Genomic DNA, 14,489 nt, shown 5'->3' on the forward strand with positions numbered 1-14,489 from the left:
AACCTGTGGCGAAAATTCATGTGCTTGATGAACATATTGCCAACCAGATTGCGGCGGGTGAGGTGGTTGAACGGCCTGCATCAGTCGTAAAGGAACTGCTGGAGAATGCAGTGGATGCGGGGGCCTCAAAGATTGAAGTGGCGGTGGAGGAAGGTGGTCTGCTTCGCATCCGGGTAAAGGATAACGGCTCAGGCATAGAGCCGGATGATTTGGAGACGGCTTTCTACCGCCATGCGACTAGTAAAATAACCCACGGACGTGATCTGTTTCAGATCACAAGTCTCGGGTTCCGTGGGGAGGCGTTGCCAAGTATTGCAGCCGTCTCCAAAGTGGAGGTGCTGACCGCTAGTGGAGACGACGGGCGAGGACGACGAATCGTGATTGAAGGCGGTAGGCTCTGTGCGCACGAGGACGCTACATCACCACAGGGGACAGAGTTTGTGGTGAAGGAGTTGTTTTACAATACGCCTGCACGATTAAAGTATATGAAAACGATTCAAACGGAGCTGGGACACATCTCAGATGTGTTATATCGGATGGCGATGTCGCATCCCCATATTTCGTTCACTCTTCGTCACAATGAAAACACGTTGCTACAAACGCTGGGTAATGGTGATCTGTTACAAGTCGTTGCGGCAATCTATGGTACAAGTGCGGCCAAAGCGATGCTTCCCATTCAGGGCGAAAATCTGGATTACAAAATCAGTGGTCTGATTAGTTTACCGGAATGGACACGTGCCAACCGTGCGGGGATGTCAACGATTGTGAATGGACGATATATTCGCAATTATGGGTTAAATCAGGCAATTCTGAAAGCCTATCATACGTTGTTGCCTATTAATCGTTTTCCGCTCGTGGTGTTGCAGTTGGAAATGCACCCTTCACTCGTAGATGTGAACGTTCACCCGGCGAAGCTCGAGGTTCGTTTTAGCAAAGAGGCGGAGCTTTACGAGTTTGTGGAAACCACGCTGCGTGGGATTTTAAGGCAAGAGGTATTGATTCCACAAGTACGGAAACAGCAGATTAGACGTGGAGATGACAGTTCATTTATACAGGAACAATTTCTGTTCCCTCGTGGACCTGTGAAAGAGCAGGATGTAAGTGAAGGATATGGTCAACACGGCCCGCTTGGTAAAGAACTGAAAGATAGTAGAGACGGTAAAGATGTGAAGGACACCCAAGAAACGCATTCTTCCAAAACGCTGCCTTCATCTTCTGTGCGATCATCTCTCTCGCCATCTACGATTGTAGAAGAGGATCATTCCGATCTGGATGCACCAGCGGAGATTGAAACAGGAACAGGAGTACGTACAGAAGCAGGCGCAGGTAATGGGTCAGAAGCATTACAGCAGAATTCTTCCGCTTTATCGCAAACGGCTCCTTTGCCTGATGCACCACCAGAATCTACTCCAGCGTATGGATCGCTTGATCTGTTGAATGGAGCTCATTTTGATCAAAAGAATGATCATTTGCAGGAGATCATGGGTGAGGATCGAGGTGTGGGCTCTCCCGTACCTTCGGATACCTGTAAAACTGAAAATCAACGTGAGAATCCAGGCCAACATTCTCGGAACAATGCGGGTGAAAGTGCTGGCGAAGTAGCTGCCACGAGCACAACTGGAACCCGAGCGGCTAACGAGAGTCAAACCGAAGCGTATCATGCACCATCCTACAGCGCTCCAGTAAGGGAAAGCCGTACGCCGTACATTTCGGCAGGTCAAAAAGGAGAACGCAGCTGGAAAAAAACATCGATACCTGATCCAGCCAAACTGTCGGCTGCAATGCACGCAGATCCTTCTATGCCTGCGTTCCCTGAACTTAGTCTGATTGGTCAGCATCACGGAACGTACTTGATTGCACAAAACGATGAAGGGTTATATCTGATCGACCAGCATGCGGCGCATGAACGGGTCAATTACGAGTACTATTACGAGAAGTTTGGCAATCCGGCTCAGGCCTCACAGGAATTGTTGTTGCCAATTACCCTTGAATTCACACCTTCGGAGACCGAAAAGCTAAAAGCAAGGCTCGCCTGGTTTGAACAAGCGGGGGTATATCTGGAGCATTTTGGTGGACAAACTTTTCGTGTACGTTCTCATCCCTACTGGTTCCCCAAAGGGGACGAAAAAGACATTATCGAGGAAATGTCGGAATGGGTTCTCAGTGAGCGAAGCATTGATGTGGCTAAGATGCGTGAAGCCGCTTCGATTATGTGTTCCTGCAAAGCTTCCATCAAAGCGAATCAAAAGCTTACCGAACGGGAAGCGGAAGTGTTGATTCAGCGTCTGGGCTCATGCCGGCAACCATACACGTGTCCGCACGGGCGGCCGATTGTGATTTCTTTTTCAACATATGATCTGGAAAAATTATTTAAACGAGTGATGTAGTTTTATAGGGGGATATTATGTATATAACGACGGGTGACAAGGAGGCGCCTTCTCTGGTAGAGCGTGCGCGCCAATTGGCCGCTACGACTGGAGGCACCTATGTAGCACGCAACAGAACATCTCTGCCCAAATTACTTGAGCAATACGGGGTTCAGGAGATTCTGGTGGTGCTGAAAGGGAGGGCACGCTTGTTCCGGAAAGATGCATCCGAGCTTGAATTTCACCCTAGTATGGGATTCGTACGTGCCAAACGTGTGTTACGGGGAGAACCTGATCCGATGCTGGAAGCAGGTGCTGTACGCAAAGGAGATACGGTTGTGGATTGTACCGCGGGGCTCGGCTCGGATTCACTCGTTTTTGCGGTGGCGACAGGTGTTCAAGGGAGCGTGATTGCCTGTGAAAGTTCTGAACCGCTCTATACACTTTTACTTGATGGCATGTCTCATTATGAAAGCAATGAGCCTTCCATAGACGAGGCGTTTCGGCGCATTGAACTCCGAAATCACGATCATCTGGAATTGCTTCGTTCATTGCCTGACCATAGCTGTGATACGGTTTATTTTGATCCGATGTTTCGTGAACCGATGATGGATTCGAGTGCAATCAAGCCTTTACGGAACTATGCGAATGCTCATGCATTAGCGGAAGAGAGCATTATAGAGGCGAAGAGAGTCGCCCGCAAGCGAGTGGTCATGAAAGAAAAACGCGGTAGCACAGAGTTTGACCGACTTGGATTCCAGGTGCTGGATCGGGCGAATGCAAAAACCTTGTACGGAGTGATTAATGTTGAGAGCGGAAGTTAAAACAAAACCGAAGCTGCTGGTGTTGGTTGGGCCCACAGCTGTAGGCAAAACAAGATTGAGCATTGAACTGGCACAGGCTTTTAACTGTGAAGTCATTTCGGGAGATTCCATGCAGGTTTATCGCGAGATGGATATCGGAACGGCGAAAATAACGACGGAAGAAATGAAGGGCATTCCTCACCATCTGATTGACATTCATGAGCCGGAATATCCTTATTCCGTAGCTGAGTTTCAGGAAAGTTGCACACGATTGATTCCTGAAATCCATGAACGGGGTAAACTACCTTTTATTGTTGGCGGCACGGGTTTGTACGTGGAATCGGTCTGTTATGGCTTTCAATTTTCAGACAGTGGTTCAGATGAAGCATTCAGGGAAGAGCAGTTCAGTTATGCTCAGCAACATGGGGCACAGGCTCTTCATGACCGGCTCAGGGAGGTTGATCCAGCCAGTGCGGATCGTCTTCATCCGAATGACCAACGGAGAATTGTACGCGCGCTTGAAATCTTCCATCTTACAGGAGAGAAATGGTCGGAGCAGCTCGCTGTTCAGAAAAAAGAGTCTCCGTACGATCTGCTCATTATCGGTTTGACGATGGATCGCCAGAAGTTATATGCAAGAGTCGAAGAGCGAATCGACCTGATGATCAAACAAGGATTGGTTGACGAGGTAAAAGCCTTGCTGGAACGCGGAGTTGCGCGAGGTCATATTTCCATGCAGGGCTTGGGTTACAAGGAAATTGCCGCGTATCTGCAAGGCGAAGTTAGCTGGGAAGCTGCAGTGGAGTGGCTTAAGAGGGATACACGTCGCTTTGCTAAACGTCAGTTGTCCTGGTTCCGTCATATGAAAGATATTCAGTGGGTGGACATGACGGACACCGAAAATTTTGAAGGCCATTATAAGCAAGTAAGTGAATTGATTACACGTACATTGAATTAATTTTGATAGACGAAACCTCTACTTTTCAATGAAAAGCTGGAGGTTTTTTATTTTTGATTAAGTTTGCTACCCGATATGAAAAAAAGGGTTCTCTCAATATGATTCAAATCGCTGATTTCAGGATAAAATTTAAGTGATCATTCTTCGGGAATTTGAGTTTTTTCGAACGAAATTAAGAGGAGTTGGTCTGTTATTCAGGCTGTAGCATAACGTTCTCATAGAGTAAATGGTCGTTCCTCGCTGGAACCATTTACTAGTTATGTAATGTTAATTGACATGGTATAAAGCGAAAAAAATGTTAAGTGGAGCCTTGTTATACGGTTATTACGTGAAATTTGTTCCTCTTTTGCAAATCTGTAAGGCAGTGTATAATGGATAAGTCTGCTAATTCTAAATTCTCTACTCATGGGGATGCGAAAAAGGGGACAAGGGGTTTTTGTGGATTATATGAAACTGTTCATGATATAATAGCACGAAAGCTACTCAGCGATATTGAATCATACTTACATTACGAATTCAAATGAACCAATGGGGGTACGGCTAATGAACAAGTCCATCAACATCCAAGATACGTTCTTGAACCAACTGCGGAAAGAAAATATTCCGGCTACGGTCTATCTGACCAATGGCTTCCAAATCCGCGGGACGATCAAGGCATTTGACAATTTTACGATCGTCATTGACAGCGACGGACGCCAGCAAATGGTCTACAAGCATGCCATCTCCACGTTCACGCCGCAACGCAGCGTATCGCTGATGCAGCAAGATAACGGCGGCGAAGCTTAAAAAAATCCGAAACCTTTTCACACACTATTTCGTCTACAAGTATAGGTATTGAAACAGAACAACCTAATAAGGGTTGTTCTTTTCATTCCGGGCAAAATAGGTTTAATCTAAGTTTGTGCTCGCCAGAGAAATAGAAAACATGCAACTGAAAGGGAGTCAGAAGGTAACATGCCAAACGATCCGTTATCGAGGTCTAATAATCGCAACACCAATAATAAGTCAAACTCAAAAGCGAAACCTAAGACCTCTAAAAAGAAAAAAATTACGGGGAAACGCGTTGGATGGACTTTGTTTTTCACCATGGCAGTCGCCATATTCTGTGCGCTAGGCGGATATTTGTTTATTTTAATTAGTGGTGAACGTCTGCTTACAGCCAACATGGATAAAACAACAATCAATGAAACGTCAAAAGTATATGATCGCAACAATAATATTATGGGCGAGCTGTCAATCAAAAAGCTGGAACCTGTGGAATCTGATGAAATTCCTAAACTGGTCAAGGAAGCCTTTGTGGCCACAGAGGATAAACGCTTTTATGATCATCAAGGTGTAGATATCTGGTCCATTGGCCGTGCGGCGGTAAAAGATGTCATGGCACGCTCCATGGTAGAGGGCGGCAGTACGCTGACCCAGCAGCTGGCCAAAAATATGTTCCTGTCGCGTGACAAAACGTTCTTCCGTAAAGCAACCGAAGTGTCGATTGCGATGGCGCTGGAACGTAAGTTTTCCAAAGACGAAATTTTGACGATGTACCTGAACCGGATTTTCTTTGGTCATCAGCGTTACGGAATCAAGGCAGCATCGGAGTTTTATTTTGGGGTCACTAATTTAAATGATTTAAAATTATGGCAGATTGCGACTTTGGCAGCTATGCCAAAAGGACCGTCGGCTTACAATCCAGTCAGCAATCCGAATGATTCCAAGGCACGCCGTGGTGTTGTTCTTCAACTCATGTATGAGCAGGGCTATATCACGAAAGCAGAGATGGATGAAGCGAAAGAAATTAACTACAACTATAAACGTCCAGAGAAAGACAGAAAATATCAAGCCTTTATTGACTACGTTTTACGTGAAGCTGAACAAGTAACGGGTATGACGGAAGATGATCTCAATATCGGCGGTTTCAAAATCTATACAACGATGGATGCACAGGCTCAAACCGCAATGGAGAATGCCTTCTCGGATGACAGTTTGTTTGAAGCCAGCAAGGATGATCAACAGGTTCAAGGTTCAATGGTCATTATGAATCACGAAAATGGCGGCCTTGTTGCCTTATTAGGCGGACGTGATTACCAAACGAAAGGTTACAGTCGTGTAACGCAAAGCCGAAGACAGCCAGGCTCAGCCTTTAAACCGATTGTATCCTATGCTCCGGCGCTAGAGACAGGACAGTACAGTGCGAACTCACAGCTCAGTAATCAGAAGCAGTGTTTCGGAAACTATTGTCCCGGAAACCTTCATGGATATTCTTCCACGATCAGTATGACGGATGCGATTACGAAGTCGGAAAATATCCCTGCTGTTTGGTTGCTGGATAAGATCGGGGTAAATACCGGAGTTAATTTTGCAAAAAGTGTTGGCATTCAGTTGACCGATCAGGATAAAAACCTGGCGATTGCTCTGGGTGGTCTTAGTAAAGGTACGAATACACTGGAGATGGCTCAAGCTTACAGCTCGTTTGCTAACCTTGGGGAGTATCAACAAGCTTACTCCATTAAAGAAATTAAGGATAGTTCAGGCAAAACAACCTATAAACATGATAAATCAGATACCAAACGTGTGATGAGTGAACAGAACGCATACCAGCTTACACAGATGCTGCAAAACGTAGTAAATGACGGTACTGGACGCTCCGCTCGTCTGGATCGGCCAGTAGCCGGTAAAACGGGAACGGTGCAAAGTGGTATCGCTGGCAACAGTTCGAACCGTGACGTATGGTTTGTTGGCTACACCCCTGAGTGGACTGGTGCTGTCTGGATGGGGTATGACAATCCGGATGCAAAACATATGCTAAAGAACAGCAGTAAGCTGTCTGCAGCGTTTTTTGCCAAAGTCATGGGAGATGCATTAAAAGGTGTACCTGTGAAGGAATTCAAAACGCCAGCCGGCGGTCAGGCACCTCCTCCAGTGGAGGAACCACAGCAACCGACATTATCAGTAAGCGGATTAAATGGTTCCTATGATCCATCCACGCAGACTGTTTCCCTTAGCTGGACTGGAACGGGCGACGCGAATACGCAGTATCGTGTTTATCGGAAGGAGACTTCGGAAGCGCAATTTACTCATCTGATCGACGCTGTTGGCTCAACAAGTGCGCAGGATTTAAGTGCGCTACCTGGACTAACCTATGAGTATTATGTAACGGCTTATGATACGGCTTCCGCACAGGAAACCAGCCCATCCAATACCATTTCGCTTATGATCGAAGCTCAAGAGATTGATCCGCAGCAACCAGATCCGGGTACAGATCCTGGTACAGGTACTGATCCTGAAATACCAGACACGGATAATCCGGACAATGGCGGGGTCGATAATGGCAACCCGAATGGTAACAATGGTAATGGAAGCGAGAATGGCAATAATGGTAATGGGAATAACGGAAATAACGGAAACAACGGAAATGGAAATGGCAACAATGGTAACAATGGTGGATCAGGTCCTGGCAATGGTCAACCGGACGGTGGCGGGACTCCGCCAGGTCAAGGAACCACCGATCCTGGAAGTGATGGCTCAAGTGATGGTGGAGTAAGTACACCGGGTCAAGTCGTTACACCAGATAGTGGAACCAGTGGAGACGGTGGAGGGACAGAAGTTCCTTCTACGCCTCAATCCGGTTCTGGAGGATAAGAATCGGGTTTCATGATAAGATATATGTTTGCTCAAAACTGCTTCCCGGTTCGCCGGTGAAGCAGTTTTTATTATTTTGTATATATAAAAGAAAGAGTGTACTTCAATATCCAAGATCATGTGATCCGTTGGTAGTGACATAACAAGCTTAGTTTTGAGTGTAACCTTTAAATATGGTAAGCTGTAGCTATTCGTAATACGTTGTATAGAGCAGATTTTTAGTACTTGTTATCTAGCAGACGTATAAATGTTCACCAATCTAAAATGCGGATCGTAGATCTGCAGTCGGCAAAGAGGGGTTCGTATGAAACGGAAATTCGGGGATCGCGCAAACTGGCGCCGGATTACGAACCGACAATTTACATGCCGGTTCGTTCAGTCCAAAATTTTTACAGGTTACATTACGTTGTATACCATACAGGATTTGAAAGAACCCTTGTGGAAGACGTATGGAGGTACAACCTTTTGTATCGCTGATAAGGGATATTCCTGGCTTCAGTATTATCCGAAAGGAGAACACTTTGTGGTTACAGCGATGTTTGATGATCAGCAGCGGATTATAGAATGGTACATCGACACTTGCCGTAGTCAGGGAATTACCGATCAGGGCGTTCCGTGGTTTGATGATCTCTACTTGGACGTAGTTGTGCTTAAGGACGGAGAGATCTTTTTGCTGGATGAGGATGAGCTTGAGGATGCCTTGTCTCGCAAACATATTACAACCGGAGATTATGATCTTGCGAACAAAACGGCGAAGGAACTGCTCCATGCCATTGATGCTCATGTGTTCCCATACTTTCAGTTATCACTGAAACATAGACAGACGTTGTTTGAGAATGGTGAGTTTCGCAAAAACATCCAGGTCTAAAACGAATTTTTCTGGCCAGAACTTTTCTTGTACATCCTTCTAATATCTGGGCACCTGATAGAATACATTAATAATCAGGAGAGATCAGCCCGATAAAATAGAGGTGATGGCGAATGAACGGACGGGTCATGGCTGCAGGAGGGCAACCGGGAGGCAGACCATCCAGACAAATTAATGTGGTATTACGTAACCAGGAACCTCAAATACTCGCTAAAGATGAAGCACTCTCGGTACAAGCGGCCAAAAGTATAACAAAGCATGCGCATTTTCAGGAGATTCAGGGTGAACTGGAGCAACTGGTGGGACTCGAAAATATCAAAGATTTGGTGTTTGAAATTTATGCATTTCTTCAGATTGCGCAGATGCGCTCCGAGGCGGGTCTGCTAAGTGGTGCACACGTGTATCATATGATCTTTAAAGGCAACCCCGGAACGGGCAAAACAACGGTAGCCAGAATCGTAGCCAAAATGTTTCAGAAGATGGGCGTGCTCAATAAGGGGCATCTCATCGAAGTAGAACGCGCTGACCTTGTTGGCGAATACATTGGTCATACGGCACAGAAGACCAGAGAATTAGTTAAGAAGGCCCTAGGTGGCATTTTGTTTATCGATGAGGCGTACAGTCTAGCTCGCGGCGGGGAGAAGGATTTTGGCAAGGAAGCCATCGATACACTTGTAAAATCCATGGAGGATCATAAAAACCAGTTTATTCTGATCTTGGCCGGGTACTCGGAAGAAATTGATTTTTTTCTACAAACGAATCCGGGGTTACCTTCGCGCTTTCCGATTCAGGTTGAATTTCCAGACTATACGATCGATCAGTTGATTCAAATCTCTGAGATTATGGCCAAAGAGCGTGATTATATTTTGATGCCGCAGACCATACTCAAGTTAAAGCAGCATCTTTTACAAGAAAAAAATGATTCCTTGCACGCATTCAGTAACGCCAGGTATGTAAGGAACGCGATTGAGAGATCGATCCGGCATCAGGCTGTTCGTTTATTGGAGCAGTACTCGGAGGGAAGTCCGGGTAAGCTGGAGCTGATGACTATTCGTACAGAGGATTTGAAGTTTGAACGAAAGTAAGCGATAATAACCTTTTAACAGAGCCGGCCGGGCTAACCGGTTCGGCTTTAACCATGCCACGGGGATTTCGTGGTTTAATGTATTTATACGGAGTAGGGGAGTGGTATATATATGACAATTGGTACGCACGATACAGATACAACCAAAAAAGACCGAGCAATATTGGTCAGTCTGGTTACCGATGAGGTAAAGCGTTCAGGCATTAATCATGAGTATTCGTTACAGGAACTTGTGAAGCTGGCTGAAACCGCAGGCGTTGAAGTTCTCAGTGTATTAACCCAGAACCGGGAAACAAGGGATACGAAATGGTTTATTGGCAAAGGTAAAGTGGAGGAACTTCGTTTGGTTGCGGACGAGCTGGGAGCAACAACGGCTATTTTTGATCAGGAATTGTCTGGTGCTCAGGTTCGAAATCTGGAAGAGACTTTGGATCTGAAAATCATTGACCGTACACAGCTGATTCTGGATATCTTTGCGCAGCGTGCGAGTACACGAGAAGGCATTATTCAGGTAGAGCTTGCGCAGCACAGCTACTTGCTACCGCGTTTGTCGGGGCATGGTAAAAACCTGTCACGGCTTGGTGGCGGGATCGGGACGAGAGGCCCAGGTGAGAGCAAGCTGGAGACAGATCGTCGTCATATCCGGGGACGGATTGATGATCTAAAGCGTCATCTCGAAGAAGTCACACGTCATCGTAAACTGCACAGAGAACGTCGTAAAAAAACAGGGATTATTCAAGTCGCTTTAGTAGGTTACACGAACGCAGGTAAATCAACATTGTTGAAGCAGTTAACCGCTGCAGATGTATATATTCAGGATCAGCTTTTTGCTACACTCGATCCAACATCACGTACGATGGAGCTACCGAGTGGGAAAGAAATTGTACTGACGGACACGGTAGGTTTTATTCAGAATCTACCTCACGATCTGGTTGCGGCTTTCCGCGCAACACTGGAAGAAGTGAATGAGGCTGATTTGATTTTGCATGTTGTAGACGCTTCATCCGAAATGCGTGACGATCAGATGAGCACAGTTAATGCCATTTTGCAACAACTTGGTGCAGGGGACAAACCTCAGCTTGTGCTGTATAACAAAAAAGATGCCTGCACGCCGGAACAACTACAGATGCTTCCTTTGGATAAAAAACATATTAAAATAAGTGCACTTGATGAATCAGACTTGATCAAAGTTCGTGAATTGATTCAGGCTGAACTGACAGGCGATACGAAGCGTTTCCGTATCCCGGCAGAACGTGGGGATCTGACATCTGTACTCTATAAAATCGGTGACGTTGTCGGGACCGAATACGATGAGAATGATGTCATTTACCAAGTTGAACTGCAAAAAGGTGAATATGAGAAGTATAGCTACTTACTCGAAGATTTCATCGAACTGTAACATTCATGACATATTAATGTGATAAGTTGACACGAGAATTGATTGAATGCGTCAGTTTCGTGCTATAAAAGGGGAATGAAGCAAGATGGCAAGGTTTGATTCAAATATTGTGGAACTTCAACATCAGGTGGAACGACAGATTGAAGGACAACTTCATCAGGTGGATCGTATTGTAGATCACAATCAATGGAAGGTAATTGATGCGTTTCAGCGTAGAAAAGTAAGTGATTTTCATTTTGCAGGCTCCACGGGGTATGCTTATAATGATCGCGGACGTGAGGTGCTCGACGAGGTATATGCGGATGTGTTTGGTGCAGATACTGCACTCGTGCGTCCTCATTTTGCCTCAGGAACACACACGATAAGTACCGCTCTGTTTGGCGTATTGCGTCCAGGAGACGAACTGTTGTACATCACAGGTAAGCCTTATGACACATTACATAAAGTGATTGGCAAGCCTGGTGACGGAACAGGGTCTCTCCGTGATTTTGGGATCGGGTATGCTGAAACCGGACTGACAGACGCAGGGCAAGTGGATTGGGAAGCGGTGGAAAAGTCTATTACGCCAGCAACGAAGGTTATAGGCATTCAGCGTTCTCGTGGCTACGACTGGCGTTCTTCGTTTACAATTGCCGAAATTGCAGATATGGTGGCGCGTGTTAAAACGTTGAAACCAGACGTTATCGTGTTTGTGGATAATTGTTACGGCGAATTTACGGAAGAACGTGAACCTACAGAAGTAGGTGTGGACTTGATGGCAGGTTCGTTGATTAAAAATCCTGGTGGTGGGTTAGCAGAAACCGGAGGATACATATGTGGCAAAGAGAAGTATGTACAACTGGCAGCGTATCGTTTGACTGCACCTGGTATTGGGGGTGAGGTAGGGGCTATGCTGGGGACAACGCGAGGCATCTACCAAGGACTTTACATGGCTCCAACCATCGTGGGTCAAGCGATCAAAGGAAGTATTTTTGCAGCGGCGATGTTTGCTGCATCCGGATTTGTGACCAAGCCTGCGTGGGATGAGCCGCGTACTGACCTGATCCAGGCGGTGCAATTCAGCTCTGCTGAGCATTTAATTGCTTTTGTACAAGGCATTCAGCAGGCAGCTGCTGTGGATAGCCATGTTGTTCCTGAGCCTTGGGATATGCCTGGATATGAGCATCCTGTCATTATGGCGGCAGGTACGTTTATTCAAGGAGGAAGCTTGGAATTATCCGCCGATGCGCCGATTCGAGAGCCTTTTATCGGTTATATGCAGGGGGGGTTAACTTACTCTCATGTTAAATATGGCGTTTTGATGGCATTACAAGCAATGAAAGATCGTAAATTATTGTGAGTTTATCTAACACGTCATTGACACTTTGTAACAACTAAATGTACAATAGGGTCAAGAATAGATGACTGGAAGGTTGATGAACATGGGCGACGAAATCCGCAGAAATATGGCCTTATTCCCTATAGGTATCGTAATGAAGCTTACCGATCTGTCCGCGAGACAGATTCGTTACTATGAGCAGCACAGCCTGATTGTTCCTGCAAGAACGTCAGGGAATCAGCGCTTGTTTTCCTTTAACGATGTTGAGAGATTACTAGAGATCAAGGCTCTGATTGAAAAAGGAGTTAACATTGCAGGCATTAAGCAAGTGATGAATCCTGTTTCAAAAGAGTCTGAAGAAGCAACGGTGATTACGCCGGATACGGAAGTTAAACGTAGAGAACTGTCCGATACACAGCTGCACCGTTTGCTGAAGCAACAGCTGGTGTCAGGTAAAAGACCAGGTCAGGTATCTCTCATCCAAGGTGAACTTTCTCGGTTTTTTAATAAAAAATAATCGATTCACCTAACGAGGCGGGTAAGGTGAATTTCAAACTTCTGATGTCAGACTCCTTGACCCGTGGCACATTCTAATGTACAAATATAACATGCAAGCCAAATACGCAGATAAGAAAGGGAGAGGAATCATGAGTTATACAAAAGAAGACATTCTCCGCATCTCCAAAGAAGAAAATGTACGATTCGTTCGATTGCAATTCACCGACTTGCTGGGAGCGATTAAAAACGTTGAGATTCCTGTAAGCCAGTTAACGAAGGCTTTGGATAACAAAATGATGTTTGATGGTTCCTCCATTGAAGGTTATGTTCGTATCGAAGAATCCGACATGTACCTCTATCCGGATCTTGACTCTTGGCTTATTTTCCCATGGGTATCCGATAATCGTGTCGCGCGTTTGATCTGTGACGTATATCTGCCAGATGGCAACCCATTCCCGGGTGATCCACGTGGCATCTTGAAACGAAACCTGAAGGAAGCCGAAGAAATGGGATTCACTTCCTTTAACGTTGGTCCTGAACCAGAATTTTTCTTGTTCAAAACGGATGAAAAAGGAAACCCAACAAACGAACTGAATGACCAAGGTGGGTATTTCGACCTTGCACCAACAGATCTTGGCGAAAACTGTCGTCGTGATATCGTTATTACACTTGAAGAAATGGGCTTTGAAATCGAAGCTTCTCACCACGAGGTAGCTCCTGGTCAGCATGAGATCGACTTCAAATATGCAGATGCTCTGAAAGCAGCAGACCAGATCCAAACGTTCAAACTCGTTGTTAAAACGATTGCACGTCAGCATGGATTACATGCTACGTTTATGCCAAAACCATTGTTCGGTATGAACGGTTCCGGTATGCACTGTAACCAATCCTTGTTCCGTGGCAATGAGAACGCATTTGTTGACGAGTCGGACGAGCTGGGCCTGAGCAAAACTGCGCGTCACTTCATGGCTGGAACGCTGAAGCATGCACGTGCGTTTGCTGCAATCACTAACCCGACTGTGAACTCCTACAAACGTCTTGTGCCAGGTTACGAAGCACCATGTTACGTAGCATGGTCTGCAAGTAACCGTAGCCCAATGATCCGTATTCCAGCTTCACGTGGTCTGAGTACTCGTGTTGAGGTTCGTAACCCGGATCCGGCTGCTAACCCTTACCTCGCTTTGGCTGTTTTATTGAAAGCAGGCCTGGACGGAATCAAACGTGAGCTTTCCTTACCGGCTCCGATTGACCGTAACATCTACATCATGTCAGAAGAAGAGCGTGTGGAAGAAGGCATTCCTAGCTTGCCAGCTGACCTGAAAGAAGCATTGAACGAATTGATCCGCAGCGAAGTCATCTGTGACGCTCTCGGCGACCACGCCCTGGCTCACTTCTACGAGCTGAAAGAAATTGAGTGGGATATGTACCGCACACAAGTCCACCAATGGGAACGCGATCAATATATCACGTTGTACTAATACCCGAATCCCTTGCGCCACCTGGCGTGAGGGGTTTTTCTTTTTATGGATAAATCATTTCTAGGCAAAATAAAATGTGAGTGC

The 14,489-nt window shown here is 45.9% G+C and carries 11 protein-coding genes; all 11 read left to right on the forward strand.

Annotated features, from left to right (window positions below; all coding sequences use genetic code 11):
• The first annotated feature begins 5 nt into the window (after positions 1-5).
• Entirely contained in the window at positions 6-2,387 is a 2,382-nt protein-coding gene (mutL, locus tag ABIE27_RS08860; RefSeq protein ID WP_429350348.1) for a DNA mismatch repair endonuclease MutL, read from the forward strand.
• A gap of 17 nt (positions 2,388-2,404) precedes the next feature.
• Complete coding sequence (locus ABIE27_RS08865) at positions 2,405-3,190, forward strand: class I SAM-dependent methyltransferase (protein WP_429350349.1); 786 nt, start codon at positions 2,405-2,407, stop codon at positions 3,188-3,190.
• Complete coding sequence (gene miaA, locus ABIE27_RS08870) at positions 3,171-4,127, forward strand: tRNA (adenosine(37)-N6)-dimethylallyltransferase MiaA (RefSeq protein ID WP_123065759.1); 957 nt, start codon at positions 3,171-3,173, stop codon at positions 4,125-4,127. Before ABIE27_RS08865 ends, miaA begins: the two co-directional genes overlap by 20 nt.
• 543 nt (positions 4,128-4,670) lie before the next feature.
• Complete coding sequence (hfq, locus tag ABIE27_RS08875; protein WP_090916826.1) at positions 4,671-4,913, forward strand: RNA chaperone Hfq; 243 nt, start codon at positions 4,671-4,673, stop codon at positions 4,911-4,913.
• 168 nt (positions 4,914-5,081) lie between these two features.
• Positions 5,082-7,760, forward strand: a complete 2,679-nt coding sequence (locus ABIE27_RS08880) for a PBP1A family penicillin-binding protein (protein ID WP_429350350.1) — start codon at positions 5,082-5,084, stop codon at positions 7,758-7,760.
• Positions 7,761-8,064: 304 nt separating this feature from the next.
• Positions 8,065-8,628, forward strand: coding sequence for a DUF402 domain-containing protein (locus ABIE27_RS08885; protein ID WP_111273673.1), 564 nt, complete (start codon positions 8,065-8,067; stop codon positions 8,626-8,628).
• A 113-nt stretch (positions 8,629-8,741) separates the two neighbouring features.
• Positions 8,742-9,713 (forward strand): AAA family ATPase, encoded by a 972-nt coding sequence (locus ABIE27_RS08890; RefSeq protein ID WP_123065757.1) that lies wholly within the window; start codon positions 8,742-8,744, stop codon positions 9,711-9,713.
• Between the two features lie 111 nt (positions 9,714-9,824).
• The gene (hflX, locus tag ABIE27_RS08895; RefSeq protein ID WP_429350351.1) at positions 9,825-11,111 is read left to right on the forward strand and encodes a GTPase HflX; all 1,287 of its coding nucleotides are present in this window, start codon (positions 9,825-9,827) and stop codon (positions 11,109-11,111) included.
• An 85-nt stretch (positions 11,112-11,196) separates the two neighbouring features.
• Entirely contained in the window at positions 11,197-12,450 is a 1,254-nt protein-coding gene (locus ABIE27_RS08900; RefSeq protein ID WP_123065755.1) for an aminotransferase class I/II-fold pyridoxal phosphate-dependent enzyme, read from the forward strand.
• A gap of 82 nt (positions 12,451-12,532) precedes the next feature.
• Positions 12,533-12,946: a MerR family transcriptional regulator gene (locus tag ABIE27_RS08905; RefSeq protein ID WP_056689944.1), complete on the forward strand. Its 414-nt coding sequence runs from the start codon at positions 12,533-12,535 to the stop codon at positions 12,944-12,946.
• Positions 12,947-13,076: 130 nt separating this feature from the next.
• The gene (glnA, locus tag ABIE27_RS08910; RefSeq protein ID WP_090916813.1) at positions 13,077-14,405 is read left to right on the forward strand and encodes a type I glutamate--ammonia ligase; all 1,329 of its coding nucleotides are present in this window, start codon (positions 13,077-13,079) and stop codon (positions 14,403-14,405) included.
• Positions 14,406-14,489 lie beyond the last annotated feature (84 nt).

The organism is Paenibacillus sp. 4624 (assembly GCF_050435065.1).
Taxonomy (GTDB): Bacteria; Bacillota; Bacilli; order Paenibacillales; family Paenibacillaceae; genus Paenibacillus; species Paenibacillus amylolyticus_D.